Genomic DNA, 22,476 nt, shown 5'->3' on the forward strand with positions numbered 1-22,476 from the left:
GAGCCCTTTCGGACCGCGCGCGGTACGAGCCCTGCTCGGCGACCCCTCCGGGGCCCGTCACCTCGGCCGGACCGTCGTGACCGCGGTCGGCGCGGCCCTGTCCGACGCCGGCTGCGGCGCGCGGACCGGTTACGTCGCGGCCCGTCCCCCCTGCGGAGTGGGCAGGAAGCCTGTTCCGTGGAAGTAGGTCAGGTAGCGGGTCAGGATGTCGTCGGTCAGGGGTGGCAGGTGGATGCCCAGGGCACCCGCTGCCTTGGCCGTCCGGCTCGAGTCGAAGCCGCGGCGCTCCATCGCCTCGTGCCGGGTCCGCCCCTCCTCACCGAGGAACAGTTGCGCCGCGTTGTCGTGTTGTGTCGCGACGCGGGCCTGCCACTGCGGTGCGGGGAGGGTTCGCAGCGCGTGGCCGAGGCGGGCGGCCGCTTCGAAGACGCGGTCCAGACCCGGTGCGTCCGGGTTGGTGAGGTGATGGGTCTCGGCACCCGTCCGGCTGGACGCGGAAAGCGCCACTACCGCCGCGCTGACGTAGTTCACGGGTACCCAGTCGGTCGTGCCGTAGGGCAGGTCCGGCACCGCGCCCGCCTGGAGGCACCCCTTGATGAGCTGCCACAGCAGGTCTCGTTCCTGGCAGGCGCCGGTGGTGGTGTCACCGCTGATGCGGCCGGGCCGGTAGACGGTGACCGGCAGGCCGCGTCCGCGGGCCAGGCCGACGAGTTGTTCGGCGACCCACTTGCTCTGGGCGTATCCGTCGGGCAGGCCGGAGGCCGGGCCCGTCGGGGTCGACTCCGTGATGGTGACGGGATCGGGGCCGGGCGCCGGGGCGTAGACGCTCGTGGTCGAGAGGTAATGCATCCCTGGTGAGGCGGAGTCGGCGAGCAGGCGCAGCAGTTCCTCGGTGCCGGCCACGTTGGGGGCTCGCAGTTCACCGTATCCGGCGGCGAAGTTGACGCGCGCGCCGTTGTGGAAGACAGGACCGAGGCGACGGACCAGGGCCGTCCGGTCCGCAGGTGACAGACCCAGGCCGGGTGCGCCGAGGTCCCCGGGAACGGGGCGGATCAGGTCCGCGTACCGGGGGCTCCACAAGCCGTAGCGCTCCAGGTTGGCGCGGAGCCTGTGCGCAGCACGCTGCTCGTCCTCGGCCCGTACGAGGCAGTCGACCGGGCCGTCGGTGGTCTCGATGAGGTCGCGCAGGAGGAAGGCGCCGAGAAACCCGGAAGCGCCGGTCAGAAGAGGCCGGGCGGAAGGGCGGGCCGGCCTGCGGGCGGGGGCGGGCACCGGGGCCGCGTCGGTCCGGACCGTGATGTCCGCTGCCAGGCGGACATCGGCGGCGAGGTCCGGTGCCACGGCGTTCTCCTGGTTCTCCTCCCCCGCCCCGCTCTCCAGGAGACGGGCGATGCCTTCGACCGTGGGTGTCGCGAACAGGGCGCGCAGAGAGGGGCGCCGGCCGCACCGTTCCGCGATCCGCTGGGCGAGGGTGACGGCGAGAAGCGAGTGGCCTCCCAAGGCGAAGAAGTCGTCCGTGACTCCCACCTCGGGCACGCCGAGCGTCTCCGCGAAGGCCTCGCACAGGGCGCGCTCGCGAGCGGTGCCCGGCGCCCGACGGCCGGCCGGTGCGGTCATGTCGGGCGCGGGCAGGGCGCGCCGGTCGGTCTTGCCGTTGGGAGTGACGGGCAGGACGTCGAGCCGTACGTGGGCGGCGGGGATCATGTGGTCGGGCAGGGTGGCGGCGAGGTGCGTGCGCACCTCGACGTCGTCCGGGCCTGCGGCACCGCCCGCGGACACGGTGTAGGCGACCAGCCGCCGGTCGCCGGGCCGGTCCTCGCGGACGACGACGCAGGCCGCGGCGACCCCGGGCAGGGCGGTGAGCGCGGTTTCGATCTCACCGAGTTCGATGCGGAAGCCGCGGAGTTTGACCTGGTCGTCGACGCGGGAGACATAGAGGAGCTCCCCGTCGGCAGTCCAGCGCACCAGATCACCGGTGCGGTACATGCGACCCCCCGCCCGGTCGAACGGGTCGGCCACGAAGCGGGACGCGGTGAGGGCGGCCCGGCCGTGGTACCCACGGGCCACTCCCGCACCGGCGACGTACAGTTCGCCGACGACGCCGGCCGGCACCGGTGCCAGCCGGTCGTCCAGGACGTGGACGCGGGTGCCGTTGACGGGCACGCCGATGGGCACGGTGCGGTCGGGGGCGAGCGGCCCTTCCGCGTGCTGGAAGGTGCTCATGGTGGCGCAGACGGTGGTTTCCGTCGGGCCGTAGGCGTTGACGAGAAACCGGTCCCGCGCCCAGGTGTGCACCAGGGCCGGTGGGCACGCCTCCCCGGCGAGGACCACTGTGGTCCCGACGGGCAGCGAGTCGGGCGGCATCACCGCGAGGGCGGCGGGCGGCAGGGTGAGGTGGCTGACGCCCCGCTCGCGGACCAGCGCGGCGAGGGTGGGACCGGGCAGCAGGGCGTCGCGTTCGTCGATCTCCAGACAGGCCCCGGAAAGCAGGCCCATGCACAGTTCCCAGAACGCGGCGTCGAAGCTGACGGATGCCATGTGCAGTACCCGGCTGCCCGGCGCGACGCGCAGCCGCTCGCTCTGGGTCCTGGCCATGGCGCCGGCCCCCCGGTGGGTGACCACGACCCCCTTGGGGCGGCCGGTGGAGCCGGACGTGTAGATGACGTACGCCGGGTGCGCCGGAAGCAGGGCCGGGGCGGGGCCGGTGGGAGCGGACGTCGATGTGCTGAGGTCGCCGACGTACATGCAGGGCGTCGTCGACCTGGGGAGGCGGCGGCGTACGGCGGGCGTGGTGAGGAGCAGGCGCGGCCGGGAGTCGTCGAGCATGTAGGACAGGCGACGGGCCGGGTAATCCGGGTCGAGCGGCACGTATGCCGCGCCGGCCTTGAGGACGCCGAGGAGGGCGACGACGAGGTCCTGGGTGCGGGGAAGAGCGACGGCCACCCGGTCCTCCGGGCCGATGTTCCGCGCCGCGAGGTGCCGGGCGAGGGCGTCGGCGCGGGCGTTGAGCTCACCGTAGGTGAGGGTGGTGCCCGCGTCGCGGACGGCCGGGGCGTCCGGGGTGCGCTCGGCCCACTGCTCGAAGAGTGCGGGGACTGTCGACTCGGGCACGTTCTCGACGGGACCGGTTTCCCAGGCGGCGAGGCGGGTGCGCTCGGCGGCGGTGAGAACGTCGTACGTGCTCAGCCTGCGCTCCGGGTCGGTGGTGACGGCGGTGAGCAGCCGGACGAGCCGTCCGGCGAGGCCGCCGACCGTGGCCGCGTCGAAGAGTTCCGTCGCGTAGTCGACGGCGGCCCGCATACCGCTGGGCGTGCCGCTGTCGTCGTACGTCTCGGTGAAGGTGAACGACAGGTCGAACTTGCTGACCCCGAGGTCGACCGGTACGCCGCACGCAGTGAGGCCGGGCAGGTCGACCGGAGCCGCGGGGGTGTGGTTCTGGAGAATGATCATGGTCTGGAAGAGCGGGTGGTGGTTCCGCGAGCGCTCGGGGTTGAGCAGCTCCACCAGGCGCTCGAAGGGCACGTCCTGATGCGCGTACGCGGAGAGGTCGAACTCCTTCACGCGGTCCAGGAGTTCGAGGAACGTGGGGTCGCCGGTCAGGTCCGTGCGCAGCACGAGTGTGTTGACGAAGAAGCCGACGAGGTCCGAGGCGGCCTCGTCGGTGCGTCCTGCGACGGCCGTGCCCAGCGGGATGTCGTCGCCCGCGCCGTGCCGGGAGAGAAGGGTCGACAGGGCGGCCTGGAGCACCATGAAGACGCTGCACCCGCGGGCGCGGGCGAGCTGCGCGAGCCGCCGGGCGGTGCTGGGGTCGAGGGCGAAGTCGTGGGTGGCGCCGGTGTGCCGGGGCGTGGCGGGACGCGGCCGGTCCCACGGCAGGTCGACCATCTCGGGCAGTCCGTGCAGCGCGCCTTTCCAGTACGCCAGCTGTCGTCCCACGAGGCTCTCGGGGTCGTGCTCGTCGCCCAGCAGGCGGCGCTGCCAGAGGGTGTGATCGGCGTAGTCGACGGGAGGTTCCGTCCATGCCGGCGCCCCGCCGCGAACGCGGGCGCGGTAGGCGACGCCGAGGTCGCGGGCGAGGGGTGCCAGGGAGGAGCCGTCGGCGGCGATGTGGTGGATCACGAGGACCAGGACGTGGGCGTCGTCGGCTGGGCGCAGCAGCACCGCCCGGAGCGGGAGACGGTGCTCGATGTCGATCGGTGTGGTCGCGGCGGCTCTGATCCGGTCGGGGAGCCTCTCCTCCCGGACGGCTTCGAGGGTGAACGGGAGGCGGACGTCGTCCGGGGCGGTGATGTGCTGGTGCGGTCTGCCGTCACCGGCCGGGAAGACGGTGCGCAGGGAGGCGTGCCGGTTGATGACGTCGCGGAGGGCCCGGCCCAGGGCTTCCGTGTCGAGCGGTCCGTCGATGCGCAGGGCGAAGGGAATGTTGTAGGTGGCGGAGGGGCCTTCGAGGCGGTGGAGGAACCACAACCGCTGCTGGGCGTAGGAGAGCGGAAGCACGGTGGGGCGTTCCTGCGGCACGAGGGCGGGGCGGGCGGGACGGTCCGCGTCCTGCAGGGCGGTGGCGAGGGTGGCGACGGTGGGGTTCTCGAAGAGGGTGCGGATTTCGGTCTCGGTGGCCAGGGCGGTGCGGATGCGGCCCACGAGCCGGGTGGCGAGCAGGGAGTGTCCGCCCAGGGCGAAGAAGCTGTCGTCCATGGCGACGCGGGTCACACCCAGTACGCCGGCGAACAGCCCGGCGAGGATCTCCTCGTACGCATTTCGCGGCGGACGCCCCCCCGCGCCGGGCAGGGTGTCGGGCGCGGGCAGGGCCGACCGGTCGAGCTTGCCGTTGGGAGTCAGCGGCAGCGCGACGAGTGACTGGATGGCGGCCGGCACCATGTAGGTGGGCAGCTGACGGCCTACGTGTGCGGCGAGCAGTTCCGGGTCCGCGGTGTGTCCGGGGGCCGGGACGACGTAGGCGGTCAGGGTGCGATCGCCGGGCAGATCCTCGCGAACGAGGACGCAGGCCGCGCGCACGGACGCGTCGGCGCGGAGGACTGCTTCGATCTCGGCGGGCTCGATGCGGTGGCCGCGGAGTTTGATCTGCTGGTCGACTCGGGCGATGTAGTGCAGGGTGCCGTCGCTCCCCCGGCGGACGAGGTCGCCGGTGCGGTACATCCGCGCGCCGGTCCCGGCGAACGGATCGGCGACGAACCGGGTGGCGGTGAGGCCGAAGCGCCCCAGGTAACCGCGGGCGACACCCGTGCCGGCGACGTACAGTTCGCCCTCGGCACCGGGCGGCACGGGCCGCATCGCCGCGTCGAGGACGTAGGCGCGCATGCCGTCGAGCGGCCGGCCGATCGGCGGCACGCCGTCGGGAGCGTCGCCGGAGCGTACGCGGTGCCGAGTCGCGAACGTGGTGGTCTCGGTGGGCCCGTAGACGTTGAAGAAGGCGGTACCCGGATGGGTGGCGGCGATGCGCTGCAGGACGCCGGGCGCCGCGGCCTCGCCTCCGGAGGCGGCCAGCCGCAGCAGGCCCAGGGCACCGGGGTCGGTCTCCGCGACGACGTTGAACAGGGCCGTCGTCAAGAACGCCGCCGTCACGCCGTCGCGGGCGACGAGGTCCCGGAGCACGGCGGGCTGGAGGGCACCCTCGGGGGCCACGACGACGCGGCCCCCGTTGAGGAGAGGGGCCCAGATCTCGAAGGTGGAGGCGTCGAAGACGTACGCCGAGTGCAGCAGGACGGCTTCGGCCGCGCCGTCACTCCACGTCCGGTCGAACGCGAGGGCGGTGATGTCGGCGTGGGAGACGCCGACGCCCTTGGGCAGGCCGGTGGAACCGGAGGTGAACATCACGTACGCGAGCCGGGCGCCACCCGTGACGGTGGGGAGAGCCCCCGGGACGGTGGGCCCTCCGTGGACGACCCGACCCGCACCGTCTACGGTCACCACGCGCACCCCGGGGCCGAGTCGGCACACCCACGGGTGTGTGCGGGTCGTCCCGTCGACGATCAGGACGCGCAGGGCGGCCACCTCGGCGACACGCGTGAGCCTTTCGGCGGGCCAGCTCGGATCGAGCGGTACGTAGGCGGCGCCCGCGCGCAAGACCGCCAGGGATGTGGTGACCAGGGCCGTCGAGCGGCCCAGGAGGATGCCGACACCATCCTCCGCGCCCGTGCCGAGCCCAGCCAGGGCACCGGCCAAACCGGCCGTCATGTCCGTGAGTTGACGGTACGTCAGCTGTTCACCCGCTCCGGAAACGGCCACGGCATCCGGATGCCGGGCGGTGCGCCTGGCGACGGCGTCCGGGATGCTCTCGTCGAGGGAACCGCATGCGAGCTCCGAGCCACGCCCTTGGGCGAGCAGCGCCTCACGCTCGCCGTGCAGGAGGACGGGGGCGGCGTCGACGCGACTGTCGAGCCCTTCCGCCATCGCGGTCAGCAGCCGCCGCATGCGGACGACCGTGCGGGCCACCTCGTCACGGTCGACGGCAGCGGCCCGATGACCGAAGGTGATCCTCAGGGCTTTGCCCGGAGCGATGGTGAGGGTGAGCGGGTAGTGAGCCGCGTCCGTCCCGCTGAATCCGGTCACGGTGATTCCGAGACCCTGCTGGGCGGTGCGCAGGGCCTCGGCGTCCATCGGGTAGTTCTCGAATACGACCAGGGTGTCGAAGAGTTCGTCCAGGTCCGTGACGCCGCGTATCTCGGTCAGACCCACGTACTGACTGCCGAGGAGACGGCCCTGTTCCTCCTGGAGGCGGGTCAGGAGGGCTGCCAGGGTCTCGCCCGGTGCCGGGCGGACCCGTACCGGCACGGTGTTGATGAAGAGGCCGACCATCGACTCGATGCCGGGGACCTCGGGCGGTCGGCCGGAGACGGTGGTGCCGAACACGACGTCGGAGCGTCCGGTGAGGTGCGCGAGCAGCAGACCCCAGGCGCCCTGGACCAAGGTGTTGAGGGTGAGCCGGTGGGCGCGGGCCGTCTCACGCAGCCGGTGCGTCGTGGCCGCGTCCAGGTCGAGCACCAGGGTCTCGGGCAGGTCACCGGACTCCGGCACGTCCGCCCCGCCACGCCCCGCGAGCAGGGTCGGCGTCTCGATTCCGGCCAGGGCGGTGCGCCAGACGTCCAGGGCGGCGGCACGGTCCTGCTGGGCCAGCCACGCGAGGTAGGTGCGGTAGGGGGCGACGCGCGGCAGGGCGCTGTCGTCGCCTCGGCGTGCGTACAGCTCGAAGAGTTCCCGCACGAGCAGGGGCATCGACCATCCGTCGAGCAGGATGTGATGGCTCGTCATGACGAGCCTGTGGCGTTCCGCTCCGGTTCGCACCAGGGTGAAGCGCATCAGCGGCGGGGTGGCGAGGTCGAAACGCCGGGTACGGTCGGCGGCGAGGAACGCGGTGAGACGCGCCTGTGCCGTACCCGTGCCGTCGGCGCCGCTCAGGTCCAGTTCCTCCAGCGGCGCCGGAACCTCGGCGGCGACCGCCTGGACGGGCTCGTCCAGGTCCTCGTGGAGGAAGCCGACCCGCAGGTTGGCGTGCCGCCGCAGCAGGCCGTCGACGGCTGCACGCAGAGCGGGGACAGCGACGGGGCCTTCGAGGTCGAAGACGAACTGCGCGGTGTAGACGTCCACGGCGTGGGAGTCGTACAGCGCGTGAAAGAGCATGCCTGCCTGCAACGGCGTCAACGGAAGTACGTCTTCCAGTCGGAACCCGGTCACTTGCGTCCACCCCACTTGTTCTGCAGTCGGTCGATCTGGGCCTGGTCGAGCGAGACCAGCGGCAGGTCGGAGGGCGTCCAGCCGCCGGCCTCGGGCCGTCCGGCATGTTCGGCGATGGCGCGCAGGGCGCGGACGAACGTGCCGGTAAGGGCCTCCACGTCCTCCTCCTTGAGGAGGTCGCTGGGCCAGGTCCAGCGGGTCACCAGGCGTGGACCCTCCGGCAGGTCCTCGGTGTGCGCGTTGATGTCGAGCACGTGGTGGACGGGCATGTCGGGGTCCTGAGCACGCGGCCCGCCGCCGTCGAGCAGTACCTCCCAGTCGACGCCTTCGCCCCCGTACGCCGTCCCGTGCGCGGCGGCGTACCTGCCGAGGTAGTTGAAGCCGATCTGGGGGTCGGGCGCAGTGGCCAGCGGAGGACGGGTGGCCGGGTTGAGGTGGCGCAGCATTCCGTAGCCGACACCGTGGTCGGGGATGGTTCGCAACTGTTCCTTGACGCGCTTGAGGGCGCGTTCGACCAGAACCGCGTCGAAGCGTCCGGGACGGTGGGCGTCGACGGGCCCGGGGTCGAGCCGGACCGGGTAGAGACTGGTGAACCAGCCGACGGTACGGGAGAGGTCGAGGTGGCCGGCGATCTGCTCGCGGCCGTGGCCCTCCAGGTCGAGGAGCACGGCGGTGCCGCCCGGCCGGGCCCCACCGAGGGCGTCGGCCCGCTCCGCCCGCCAGGCGCAGACGGCAAGAGCGAGTCCCGTGAGCAGGACGTCGTCCACCCCTGCGTGGAAGGCGGCGGGCACGTTGGTGAGCAGGGCTTTCGTCCACCTGGCGGGCAGGTGCGTGATCAGGGTGCGCGTCCGGTCGGCGGTGTCCCGGTCGGGGTCGAGCGCCCGGTACCCCATCTGCGGGTCGGGGGTACTCAGCGCCGTTCGCCACAGATCGAGTTCCGCCTCGCGCGTGGCGTCGCGCGCCTGGGAGGCGAGGAGTTGTGCCCACTGCCGGTAGGACGTGGCAGCCGGGAGAAGTGCCGCCACCCGTTCCCCGGCGGCGGGGGCCTCGGTAGTGACCTGCCAGGCGGTGGCCACGTCGGCGGCGAGGATGCGCCAGGACACCGCGTCGACGGCCAGGTGGTGCACGACGAGCAGCAGCCGCCCGCGTGTGCGGGGCCCGGCGTCGCACCAGACGGCCTCGATCACCCGCCCGTGTGCGGGCCGCAGCCGCCTGCGGGCCTGTTCGCCCGCCTCGGTGACGGCGGCGCGGACGCCGTCGGTGTCGAGACCCGCGACGTCGACCCGGGTGAAGCGGCGTCGGGCCGGCACGGAGCCGGGTGGCAGGGCCTCGAGGACGGGTGCGCCGTCCGCCGACCGGGTGGTGCGCAGGCGGAGCATGTCGTGGTGGTCGATGAGCAGTTGGAGGGTGTCGACGAGGGAACCCTCGTCGGCGCCTGCGGGCGTCCGCAGCACCCCGGACTGGTTGTATCCGTCAGTGGTGCCGGGCCGTTCCAGGAACCAGGCGGCGATGGGCGTCGGTGGCATCTCGCCCGTGCCCGGCCCGGCCGGGGCGGCGGTCTCGCGGCCCAGGGGGGTGGCGACGGCCGCGATGGCCTCGGGCGTGCGGTGGACGAAGACATCGCGCGGAGTGACACCGAGGCCGGCCTCGCGGACGCGGCTGACCAGCTGGATGGAGAGGATGCTGTCACCGCCGAGCGCGAAGAAGTCGTCGTCGGTGCGGACGGCGGGTGTACGCAGGACGGAAGCGAACACGTCGCACAGGACGCCTTCCGGGGCGGTGCGCGGCTGTCCGCCGGGCCGGGTGGCCGCGGGGCGCTCCGGGGCGGGCAGGGAGCGCCGGTCGGTCTTTCCGTTGGGCAGCAGGGGCAGCGCGTCGAGGGGGACGAAGACGGCGGGCACCATGTACGGCGGCAGGGCCGACATCAGCCGGGCACGCAGCTCACCGTCGGTGAGGGGTGCGGTGCCGCCCCGCTCGTCGGAGACGGTGTAGGCGGCCAGACGCCGCTCCCCCGGGCGGTCCTCCCGGACGAGGACGCAGGCGGCGGCGACGCCGTCGAGCGCGGCGAGAGCGGCCTCGATCTCGCCGAGTTCGATGCGGAAGCCGTGCAGCTTGACCTGGTCGTCGGCACGGGAGACATAGCTGAGCAGGCCGTCGGTGTCCCTCCGGACGAGATCGCCCGTGCGGTACATGCGGCTCCCCCCGGGACCGTACGGATCGGCGATGAACCGTGAGGCGGTCAGGCCCGGGCGCCGGAGGTAGCCGCGCGCGAGGCCGTCGCCCGCGACGTAGAGCTCACCGGTGACGCCCGGCGGCACCGGCTGGAGACCGGCGTCCAGGACGTAGGCGCGAGTGTTGTCGACGGGGCGGCCGAGCGGGACGGTCCCCTCGCCAGCCGGGACGTCCGCCTTCCCGCCCCGGTAGTGGTGGGCGGCGGCGTCGATGGTCGTCTCGGTGGGCCCGTAGAGGTTGTGCACGTCGACCGACCACACCGACCGGACTCGCTCCGCCAGGCTCCGGGGCAGGGGTTCACCGCCGCACAGGACGGCACGCAGCGTCGTGGGCGCCTCCTCGGGAGCGGTCTCCGTGAGGACGAGCGAGAGGTGTGAGGGCACGAACTGGGCGAGGGTCGTGCCGGCCTCGCGCATCCGGGCCAGCAGCTCCGCCGGGTCGTGGTTGACGGTGGGCGGCACGGGACAGGTGGCACCGCCGTGCAGGAGGGGCAGCCAGGTCTCCCAGACCGAGGCGTCGAAACTCGGCGACGTGCGGGCGAGGACCCGGTCCTCGCCTGTGAGGCCGAGGTGGTCCGCCATCCACGCCATGTGGTTGGTCAGGGAGGCGTGGGTGACCATGACGCCCTTGGGGCGGCCGGTGGAGCCCGAGGTGTAGATGACGTACGCCGCGTCCTGCGGGTCAGGCACGACGGCCTGCGGAGCCGCGCGCCCGGTGGACCAGGCCGCCCGGTCGTCGAGGGCGAGGCAGGGTATGGACGCGCCGTACCGCGCGGCCCGGGCGGTGCCGTGGGTGAGGAGAAGCGCCGGACGGGCGTCGTCGAGCATGTAGGTGATACGCGCCTCGGGGTACTCCAGGTCGACCGGCAGGTACGCGGCCCCGGCCTTGGCGACCGCCAGCATCGCCACGACCTGGTCGGCGGTGCCTTCGAGGGCGAGGGCGACGAGGTCGTCGCGGCCGATGCTCCGGCTGTGCAGGTGGTGCGCCAGGTCGTCGGAGAGCGCGTCGAGTTCGCCGAAGGTGAGGCGGTGCTCGCCGTCCAGCACGGCGGTCGCCGCGGGGGTCCGTGCGCACTGGGCGCGGAACGCCTCGGGCGCCGTGCGGGCCTTGATCGGCCGGACCGCGGCGTGCGCGGCGCGGTGGAGGTTCCGCCGCTCGGCCGGGTCCAGGACGTCGGTGGTGTGGACGCGCCGTCCGGGATCGGCGGCCAGTGTGGCGAGCAGGCGGGTCAGCCGGGCGGCAAGCGTGTGCGCGGTGGCATGGGCGAAGAGTTCGGTGGAGAACTCCAGGACGCCGTAGAGGCCGGCCGGCCGGCCTGCGCCGTCACGTGTCTCGGTGAAGGTGAAGGTCAGGTCGAATTTACTGATGCCGGTGTGCACGGGCTGTTCCGTCACCGTGAGACCGGGCAGATCGACCACCGCGTCCGCCTGGTTCTGGAGGACGAGCATGGTCTGGAACAGCGGGTGGTGGTTCTGGGCCCGGGCCGGGCTGAGGGAGTCCACCAGCCGTTCGAACGGTACGTCCTGGTGGGCGTAGGCGGCCAGGTCGAATTCCCGCACGCGGTCGAGCACCTCGCCGAAGGTGGGGTCCCCGCTCAGGTCGGTGCGCAGGACGAGGGTGTTGACGAAAAAGCCCACCAGTTCGTCGAGGGCTTGGTCGGTGCGTCCGGCGACGGCGGTGCCGAGCGGGATGTCCTCGCCGGCGCCGTGACGGGACAGGAGCACCGACAGAGCCGCCTGGAGCACCATGAAAAGGCTGCACCCGCGGGCCCGGGCGAGTTCCACCAGGGCCCGGTGGGTGTCCGCGTCGACGGGGAAGGTGAGCGCGTCACCGCTGTGCGCCGTGACGGCGGGGCGCGGGCGGTCGTAGGGCAGATCGAGCAGGTCGGGAGCGCCGGCGAGTGCGGCGCGCCAGAATTCCAGTTGGCGGGCGGCCTGCCCGGCCGGGTCTTCCTCGTCGCCGAGGAGCGCACGCTGCCACAAGGTGTAGTCGGCGTATTGGACGCCGAGTTGTGTCCAGGAGGGCTCCACCCCCTCGGTACGTGCCCGGTGCGCCTCGCCCAGGTCGCGAGCGAGTGGGGCGAGGGACCAGCCGTCACTCGCGATGTGGTGGACGACCAGCACCAGGACGTGGTCTTCGGCGTCCAGCCGCACCAGCCGGGCCCGTACGGGAATGTCCGTGCTCACGTCGAAGGTGTGCGCCACCTCGGCGCTCAGGATGTCGTCGAGGAGGTCGGGGGCGGTGTCGCGGGGCGTCAGGTCGAGGTCGGCGCCGGCGGCGTCGAGGACGACCTGACGCGGCACGCCGTCGGTGTCGGGAAAGACCGTGCGCAGGCTCTCGTGGCGTTCGACGACGTCCGCGAGGGCGTTCTCCAGCGCGTCCGCGTCGAGCGGGCCGTGCAGGCGGAGCACCAGCGGCACGTTGTACGTGGCGCTGGGGCCCTCGAACCGGTTGAGAAACCACAGGCGCTGCTGGGCGTAGGACAGTGGCAGCGGATCGGGGCGGTCCGTGACGCGCTCCAGGGGGCGTTCGGCCGTTTCGGCGCCGTCCAGCGTGGCGGCGAGCGCCGCCGGGGTGGGGTGTTCGAAGAGGGCCTTGACCTGGACCTCCACGCCGAGTGCGGGGCGTATGCGCGCGGTGAGGCGGGTGGCGAGCAGCGAGTGGCCGCCCAGGGCGAAGAAGTCGTCGTCGGCGCCCACCCCGTCGAGGCCGAGCACGTCGGCGAAGAGTCCGCACACGATCTCCTCGACGGCGGTGCGGGCGGCGCGTCCGCGGGCCGGAGCATGGAGCTCGGGGGCGGGCAGAGCGTGCCGGTCGACCTTGCCGTTGAGGGTCAGCGGCAGTGCGTCGAGCACGACGAAGGCGGAGGGCACCATATAGGCGGGCAGGGACCGGCCGACGGCGTGGGCGAGGTCGCCGGGTTCAGGGCGCGCGCCGTCGGCGGGCGTCACGTAGGCGACCAGCCGCCGGTCGCCGGGCGTGTCCTCGCGGACGACGACGACGGAGTCGGCGATGCCGTCGCAGTAGGCGAGCACGCCTTCGATCTCGCCGAGTTCGATGCGGTATCCGCGCAGTTTCACCTGCCCGTCCGCGCGGTCGACGTAGGCGATCTGGCCGTCGTGGGCCCACCGGACGAGGTCGCCGGTGCGGTACATGCGCCCGCCTGCGGGATCGAACGGGTCGGCCACGAAACGGGTGGCGGTCAGGCCCGGGAGGCCGGTGTACCCGCGTGCCACGCCGCGTCCCGCGAGGTACAGCTCGCCCACGACTCCCGGTGGCACCGGGCCCAGGGAGCCGTCGAGGACGTACAGGCGCATGCCGTCCAGGGCGCGGCCGACGGGCGGCGGGCCGGACGGCAGGTCGGCCGCCACGTCGTAGCGGGTGGCGAAGGTGGTGGTCTCCGTGGGCCCGTACACGTGCAGGACACGCACGCCGGGCACGGTGCCGGCGACCCGCTGCATCGCCTCCGGTGAAGCCGGTTCCCCACCGGCGCACACGAGTCGGAGGCCTGCGAAGGCGCCCGGCCCGGTCTCGGCGATCACATTGAAGAGAGCCGTCGTCAGGAAGACGGCGGTCACGCCGTGCTCCTGGACGGCGTCGCCCAGTACACCGGCCTCCAGGAAGCCGTCCGGCGCCACGACGATCCGGCCGCCGCGCAGGAGCGGAGCCCAGATCTCGAAGGTGGAGGCGTCGAATACGTACGCCGAGTGCATCAGGACCGCGTCGGCGGCGCCTCCGTCCCAGGCGGAGTCGGCCGTGAGCGCGAGCACGTCGGCGTGCGTGACACCGACGCCCTTGGGCAGGCCGGTCGAGCCGGAGGTGAACATCACGTAGGCGAGCGCACCGGGGCCCGGTACGGCGGCCGGGCGGCCCGGCCGATCGGGAGCGCCCCGAAGGACCCGGCCGAGCCGGTCCACGACCACGACCGGCAGCCGGCGGGCCGTCGCGGTGACCCAGGGAGTGGCCGAGGCCTCCTCGTCGACGACGAGGACGCGCACAGCCGCCACCTCGGCGACCTGGTCGAGCCGTTCCTCCGGCCAGCGCGCGTCCAGCGGAACGTAGGCGCCTGCCGCGCGGACCGCGCCCAGGGACACCGACACCACGGCCGGCGACCGGGCGAGCAGTACGCCGACCCCGGCCTCGGGTTCGACGCCGTGGCCCGCCAGGGTGCGTGCGAGGTCGTCGGAGATCTGGTCGAGTTCGGCGTACGTGAGGGTGGCGTCGCCGCCTGTCACGGCCACGGCGCCGGGTGTGCGGTGTGCCTGAGCCGCGTAAAGCACGGGCAGCGTGGCGTCCACGGCACGCGTGGGCAGGCTGCGGCCGGTGCCCCAGTGCGTGACACGGGCGTGCTCGTCCGGGGTCATCAGGCCGTAACCCGCCAGGGGCAGGCCGGGGTCGGCCGCCACCTGCTCCAGGAGGCGGACCAGGCGGGTGGCGAGGGTTTCGACGGTGGTCCGGTCGAAGAGGGCGGATGCGTACTCGATCCCGGCGGTGAGGCCGCCCTCGGCCCGCTCCTCGGTGAAGGCGAAGGTGAGGTCGAACTTGCTCAGGCCGTTGTGCGCGAGCCGGTCCTGGACGGTGAGACCCGGCAGGTCGGCGCGGGCCGCCTGCTGGTTCTGCAGGACCAGCATGGTCTGGAACAAAGGGTGGTGGTTGCGCGCCCTGACGGGGTTGACACTCTCGACGAGACGCTCGAAGGGCACGTCCTGGTGTGCGTACGCGGCCAGGTCGAATTCTCTCACCCGTACGAGCAGTTCCCGGAAGGTCGGGCTACCGGACAGGTCCGTGCGCAGGACGAGCGTGTTGACGAAGAACCCGACCAGTTCCTCCAGTGCCTCGTCCGAGCGGCCGGCGACGGGCGAGCCGAGCGGGATGTCGTCACCCGCGCCGTGCCGGTGCAGCAGGGTGGCCACCGCCGCCTGGAGCACCATGAACAGGCTGCTGCCCGACTCCGCGGCGAGACGCAGAAGACGGGTGTGCAGATGGGCCGGGACGTCGAAGGTGTGGACGGCTCCCCTCGGGTCGGTCGTGACCGGGCGAGGCCGGTCCAGCGGCAGGTCGATCAGACCCGGCAGGCCCGCCAGGGCGACGTGCCAGTGGTCGAGCTGCTGCCGCAGGACGCTCTGCGGCGCGACGCCGTCCCCCAGGACCGCGTGCTGCCAGAGGGTGTAGTCGGCGTACTGGAGCGGGGTGCCGACCGTCTGCTCGGGTTCCTGGCCCGCCAGCCGGGCCCGGTAGGCGTCGCCGAGGTGGCGGGCGAGCGGAGCGAGTGACCAGCCGTCGGCCGCGATGTGGTGCAGGACGAGCACCAGGACGTGGTGGCCGGGTGCGGCGCGCAGAAGCAGGCCGCGCAGCGGCGCGTCCGTCACGACGTCGAACGGCTCGCGCACGGCGGCCAGGACGGCGTCCTCGAGGTCCGCGGGCGCCGAAGTCACGACGGGCAGGCGGGGTGCGGCGGTGCTCGCGGGGAGCACCACCTGGTGCGGGACGCCGTCCCGTTCGGGGAAGACGGTGCGCAGCGCCTCGTGCCGCTCCACGACGTCGAGCAGGGCGACGCGCAGGGCGTCGCTGTCCAGGGCGCCGTCGAGTTCGAGGACGAGCGGGATGTTGTAGGTGGAGCTGGGGCCCTCGAGCCGGTTCAGGAACCACAGGCGCTGCTGCGCGAAGGACAGCGGCAGCGGGTCCGGCCGTTGTGCCACGGGCACCACCGGTGGGCGGGTCCGGCCCGGTGTGCCGAGGACACGGGCCAGGCCGGCGACGGTCGGGTGCTCGAAAAGGGTGCGTACGGCTGTCTCGGCACCCAGGACGGCACGGACGCGGCTGACGACGCGCATGGCCAGGAGCGAGTGCCCGCCGAGGTCGAAGAAGCTGTCGTGCGGTCCGACGAGGGACCGGCCCAGGACATCGGCGAAGATTCCGGCGAGCACGTCTTCCTGGAGTGTGCTCCCGCCCGGCCCGCCGGGGGTGTCGCTGCCCGCCTCGGGTTCGGGCAGGGCACGCCGGTCCACCTTGCCGTTGGGCAGAAGCGGGAGGCTGTCCATGACGACGACGGCGCCGGGAACCATGTGGCGCGGCAGGGTCTCGGCGAGGCCGTCGCGCAGAGTGGCGGGGCGCAGCGCGGGGTCTTCCGTGACGGCGTAGGCGACGAGCCCGCGCCGCCCCGGTATGTCCTCGCGGATCAGCGCGCAGGCGGCGGTGACGCCGGGTCTCGCCAGGAGGGCGGCCTCGACCTCGCCCAACTCGATCCGGTAGCCGCGGAGTTTGACCTGGTCGTCGGCGCGGGCGACGTAGTCGAGCAGACCGTGCCCGTTCCACCGCACGAGGTCGCCCGTCCGGTACATGCGGGCACCGGTGGCGTCGAACGGGTCGGCCACGAACCGCGCGGCAGTCAGGCCCCGTCGGTCCAGGTAGCCGCGGGCGAGGTTGGGGCCCGACAGGTACAGCTCCCCGGTGACGCCGGGTGGTACGGGCCGCAGCCGGCCGTCGAGGACGTAGGCGCGCATGGTGTCGACGGGGAGGCCGATCGGCACGGTCTCGGACGGCGTGCGGGCATCCGGGTGTCCGTCCGTGCGGTGGGCGGTGGCGTCGATGGTCGCTTCGGTCGGCCCGTAGAGATTGTGCACCTCGGTCCGCCACAGCTCGGTGACGTCGTCGGCGAGGGCGCGCGGTAACGGTTCCCCGCCGCACAATACGGCGCGCAGGTTGGGGAGCGGCGCGGCGTGCGCCGCCTCGGCCAGGACGAGGGCCAGGTGCGAGGGAACGAACTGGGCGACCGTGACGCCGAATCGGCTCATCCAGGAGACGAGGGTGCGGGCTTCCCGGTTGGCGTCGTGCGGGAGCAGACAGACTTCGGCGCCGTTCGTCAGCGGGAGCCACAGCTCCCATACGGAGGCGTCGAAGCTGCTCGAGGTGCGGGCGAGGACCCGGTCGCCCGGGGTGACGGCCAGGTGCCGCGCCATCCAGGCCATGTGGTTGGCCAGAGCGGAGTGTGGCACGACCACACCCTTGGGGCGGCCGGTGGAGCCGGAGGTGTGGATGACGTACGCGGGATCCGCCGGGTGGGGTGGGTCCGGGACGGGTCCGGTGGGCCCCGTGGGCCGGGCGGCCGGGCCGTCGAGGGCGAGCCACGGTACGTCGCAGGCGGGCAGGCTCGCGTGGACGTCCGCGGTGGTGAGCAGCAGGACGGGCCGGGCGTCGTCGAGCACGTACCGGATGCGGGCGGCCGGATACTGCGGGTCGACGGGCAGGTAGGCGGCGCCTGCCCGCAGAACGGCCAGCATGGCGACGACGGTGTCCACGGACGGCGGCGCGGCAAGGGCCACCCTGTCCTCCCGGCCCGCGCCTCGCTCGCGCAGGACGTGGGCGAGTGCGTCGGCGCGGGCGTCGAGCTCGGCGTAGGTGAGGCTCGTGTGCTCGTCGCGCACGGCGACGGCGTGGGGTGTGCGTGCGGCCCACTCCCGGACCGCTCCGGGCGCCGTACGGGCGGGCAGTGGAAGATCCGCCCCGCGCCCCAGGCCGAGGAGGCGGTCCCGCTCGCCCGGAGCGAGGGGGTCGAGGTCGCCGACTGAACGGTCGGGGTCGGTCACGGCCAGGGTGAGGACGCGGGCGAAGCGTGCGCACAGAGCGTGTGCGGTGGCGGCGTCGAAGAGGTCGGTGGCGTATTCGAGGTGACCGCCGATGCCGCCGGTCGCGGCGAAGGTGTCCGCGGACGCGCCCTCGGCCGGGTCGGGGTGTGCGGCGGGTCGGGTGACTTCGGTGACTTCGGTGACTTCGGTGACTTCGGTGAGCGAAAACGTCAGGTCGAACTTGCTGACTCCGGTGTGCCGGGACCGGTCGTGGACAGTGACTCCGGGAAGATCGAGCCTCGCCCGCTCCTGGTTCTGGAGGACCAGCATGGTCTGGAAGAGCGGGTGGTGGTCACCGGACCGCTCAGGGTTCACCGCCTCCACGATCCGCTCGAAGGGGATGTCGCTGTGACTGAGGGCGGCGATGTCGAACTCCTTGACCCTCTCCAGCAGTTCACGAAAGGTGGGGTCGCCGGACAGGTCGGCGCGCAGGACGACGGTGTTGACGAAAAACCCGACCAGGTCGTCGAGTGCCTCGTGGGTGCGCCCGGCCACCGCGGTGCCCATCAGGATGTCGGTGCCGGCGCCGTGGGCCTGCAGCGTCACGGCGAGGGCCGACTGAAGCACCATGAAGGGGGTGCAGCCGGTGGCGCGTGCCAGCCGGGTGAGCGCGGCGTGCGCGGGCGCGGGCAGTTCGAAGGGGACCGCGTCGCCCCGGTGGCTGGGCACGGCCGGGCGGGGCCGGTCGAGAGGCAGGTCGAGCAGGTCAGGGGCGCCGCGCAGCGCCTTCTGCCAGAAGGCGAGCTGGCGTGCGGCCAGGCTGTCCGGGTCGCGGTCGTCGCCGAGCAGCCGACGCTGCCAGAGGGCGTAGTCGGCGTACTGCACCCGCAGCACGGGCCAGTCGGGCGTGCCCGTGCCCGAGCTCCTGGCGCGATAGGCGGCGCCGAGGTCGCGGCTGAGCGGGGCGAGGGACCAGCCGTCGGCGACGACATGATGGAGGGCGAGGATCAGGACATGGCGGGTGGGGCCCAGGCGGAGCAGATACGCCCGGACGCCGACGTCGCCGGTGAGGTCGAAGGGCACCGCGGACAGGCGGCGTACCGACTCCTGGGCCCAGGCTTCGGCGCTCTTCCCGGCCGGGGGCAGCTCGGCGAAGAGGGGGACGAGCGTCGCGGCGGCGGATGCGTCGAGGACTTCCTGGCGGGCTGTGCCGTCGTGCTCGGCGAAGACGGTGCGCAGGCTTTCGTGCCGGACGACCACATCGGCCAGGGCGCCACGCAGCGCTTCCGTGTCCAGAAGGCCTTCCAGTTCGAGGACGAGCGGGACGGTGTAGGTGTCGTTGGGGCCCTCGACGCGGTTGAGGAACCACAGGCGTTGCTGCGCGAAGGACAGCGGCACCGTTTCAGGCCGTTGCTGCGGGATGAGAGCAGGCCGGGCTGTCCGGGTCGTGTCGAGGACGGCGGCCAGCGAGGCGGCCGTGGGGTGGCCGAAAAGGGTACGCAGATCGAGTTCGGCGCCCAGGACGGCCCGCACCCGGCCGGTGAGGCGGGTGGCGAGCAGGGAGTGGCCGCCCAGGGAGAAGAAGTTGTCGTCGGTACCGACGGCGGCCACCCCGAGGACATCGGCGAAGAGGCCGGTCAGGACCTCTTCGTAGGCCGTGCGCGGGTAACGGCCCGTGGCGGCGACGACGCGAGGGGCGGGCAGGGCGCGGCGGTCGACCTTGCCGTTGGCGTTCAGGGGCAGCGCGCCGAGGAAAACGAACGCGGAAGGCACCATGTACGCAGGCAGTGTGCGTCCTAGGCGGCGGGCAAGCGCGGTGTCGTCCGGCCGGGCGCCCGGTACTCCCACGACATAGGCCACGAGCCGCCGGTCGCCCGGTATGTCCTCACGGACCACGACACAGGCGGCGCGCACGGCCGGGTCGGTGAGCAGGGTGTTCTCGATCTCAGCCGGCTCGATGCGGAACCCGCGGAGTTTGACCTGCCCGTCCGCGCGTCCGACGTACTCGATGTCGCCGTGCGCGGTCCAGCGCACGAGGTCGCCGGTGCGGTACATGCGGCCACCGCGCGCGTCGTACGGGTCGGCGACGAACCGGGTGGCGGTCAGCGCCGGTCGCCCCTGGTAGCCGCGGGCGACCCCGCGGCCGCTCACGTAGAGCTCCCCCACGACGCCGGGCGGCACCAGTCCGAGGGCGCCGTCGAGCACGTACAGGCGCATTCCGTCGAGGGCCCGGCCGATGGGCGGGACACCCGGTGTGCCGGTGGCGACCTGGTGGCGGGTGGCGAAGGTCGTGGTCTCCGTGGGCCCGTAGACGTGCAGAACGCGCGTGCCGGGCGCGGCCGCGGTCACCTGCTGCATGAGGTCCGGGCGGGCGGCCTCACCACCCGTGGCGACGAGGCTCAACCCCGCGAACGCCGCAGGGTCGGCTTCGGCCACCACGTTGAACAGAGCTGTCGTCAGAAACAGTGCGGTCACCCCGTGCCGGTCCACCAGATCTTCGAGGTCCGGGCCTTCCAGGACACCGCCGGGCGCGACGACCACAGAGCCGCCGTTCAGGAGCGGCACCCAGATCTCGAACGTCGAGGCGTCGAACACGTAGGCCGAGTGGAGCAACACCGCCTCACAGGCACCGTCCGTCCAGGCGGCGTCGGCGGCCAGCGCCAGGACGTCGGCGTGGGTGACACCGACGCCCTTGGGCAGGCCGGTGGAGCCGGAGGTGAACATCACGTAGGCGAGCCGGTCGGCGCGGTTCACTCCCGGCAGCGGTCTCGGTCGTGGTGGAGCGCCGCGTACGACACCGCCGAGACCGTCGACGACGATCACCGGCACGGAGGCGGCCGTCTCCTCGACCCAGGGCCGAGTGGCGGTGGCTTCGTCGACCACCAGGGCGCGGACGCGGGCCACTTCGGCGACACGGCCGAGCCGCTCGGCAGGCCAGGCCGCGTCCATAGGTACGTACGCGGCTCCCGCGCCGGTCGTGCCGAGCGTGGCGGACACCAGAGCTGCCGACCGGCCCACGAGGACACCGACGCCGTCTTCGGCGCCGATGCCCCAGCCGGCCAGGGCGCCGGAGAGGTCTTCGGCCGCCTGCGCCAGCCGCTGGTACGAGAGCGTGACGGTACCGTCCACCACTGCCGGGGCGTCGGGGGTCAGGCGGGCCTGCGCGCCGAAGGCCTCCGGCAGGCTCGAGGCCGTCTTCATGAGCGGCAGGTCAGTGCCTCGCCCCCGGGCGAGCAGCGTTTCGGCGGCGGCGCCGTCGAAGAACGGCAGGTCACGGAGAGGCGTCTCGGCGTCTGCGCGGGCCAGAGCCGACAGGAAGGACACGAGCGCCTGCTGGAGCAGCCGCACGTCTTCGGTGCGGTACAACTGCGGGTTGGCGTCGAAGCCGATCAACGGCCCTTTGCCCTCCGCCCGTTCGGAGACGAAGAGAGCCACGTCGTCGACCGGTCCGATGGACAGGACGCGGGAGGGGGCAGGGCTGCCGGCGAAGTCGAGGTCGTAGTCGTAGCCCATGATGTTGACGACGACATCGGAGAGGCGCGCGGCACCTTCCGGCATGTTCAGCTCACGGGCGAGCTGGTCGCGGGAGAAGCGGCGATGGCGCAGGGCGCCGCCCATCTCGGCCGCGACGGCACGTACGAGAGCGCCGACCGTCATGTCGGCGGTGACGGTCAGGCGTAGCGGCAGAATGTTGGCCGTCATGCCGACGACGTGCCGCAGTCCGCTGTGACGGCCGTTGGAGGCGAGGCCCACGGTGATGTCCCGTGCGCCGGTGACCCGGCCGACGTAGGCGGCGACCGCGCTCACGAGGACGGCGGTCCACCTGGTGCGATGAGCGGCGGCGAGCCTGCGCAGGTCGTCGAGGACGGTGACGGGCAGGGTCTCGCCGTGGTGCATCCGCATGTCCGCTCCGGCGGATGCGGCCGGTGCCGGAGCGTCGGTGCGCCGCCGGATGAGCGCCCTGCCGCCGCGCGCGTGCACATCGGTCCCGGCACCGGCCGGATCCACCGCGTCGGCGCCCGCCAGGTCGGCGAACTTGCCGGTCCAGTAGGCACGGTCGGCCTCGTAGCGGCCCGAGCCGCGGTAGGCCGCCTCGTCGGCCACGAGGTCGCGCAGGGGTGCGGCGGGCAGCTCGGCCAGGGCGAGGTTCTCGCCGCGCACGGCCCGCCCGTAGAGATCGGCCACGGCGCGGCCGAAGACGGCGCCGCTCAGGCCGTCGAAGGCGATGTGGTGGAAGCGGACGTACCAGTAGCGCAGCCGGACGCCCAGGCGCAGCAGCGCGAAGTGGTGGCGCGGGGCGTCCAGCCGGTCGACGGTGGACATGTCGTCGGCCATGTAGACCTCGGCCGCGGCGGCGGCATCGTCCGCGCCGGACAGATCGACCATGCGGAGCCGCTCGGTGCCGGCCGTGGGGCGGCGTGCGACGTGCTGCCGCACTGTATCGCCCTGGGTGACGAACTCGAGGTGAAGGCTGTCGCACAGGTCGACGGCCCGGCCGAATGCCTCGGCGAACAATACCTCGTCGAGGTCGCCCAGGATCTCGAAGCATTCCCCGATGTTGTATTTGGGGCTGTCAGGGTCGATGAGCTGCCCGTACCAGACGCCCTGCTGAGCCGTGGTCAGTTCGAGGAGATCTTCGGGAAGTATGTTCGTCGGAAGTGAACGGTTTTCCTGCATGCCGGTCCACACCTTTGGGGAGAGTTTCGGGGACGGTGAAGAAAGGCCGGGTAAAACCGACCACGCCAGTGCATCCTCACCAACGCCGGGGTAGGCGCAGGCGCAGGCGGAGAAAAGCATGCCATGCCCACGACGACAGGCGCGGCTGGAATCATGTACCGGCCATGGCCGCCCGACAGCAGGCTCGTCGACCCGCGCGTCGAGGGCGGCGGGCACGAGGTAGTCATTGGTCATATATGAACGCCGCGCGAAGGAGACATGAGCACGCGCGAGCGAACTGCGACAACTACGCGGTCACACCTGATCGATT

The 22,476-nt window shown here is 72.9% G+C and carries 2 protein-coding genes; both read right to left on the reverse strand.

The features are described 5' to 3' along the window. Nucleotides 1-129 precede the first annotated feature (129 nt). A complete protein-coding gene (locus ACWD04_RS10960; RefSeq protein WP_451130369.1) occupies nt 130-7,692 on the reverse strand; it encodes an amino acid adenylation domain-containing protein in 7,563 nt (2,520 codons plus the stop codon). Further along, nucleotides 7,689-22,166, reverse strand: coding sequence for an amino acid adenylation domain-containing protein (locus ACWD04_RS10965; protein ID WP_451130371.1), 14,478 nt, complete (start codon nt 22,164-22,166; stop codon nt 7,689-7,691). Before ACWD04_RS10965 ends, ACWD04_RS10960 begins: the two co-directional genes overlap by 4 nt. Nucleotides 22,167-22,476 lie beyond the last annotated feature (310 nt).

This window comes from Streptomyces sp. NPDC002911 (assembly GCF_053591835.1).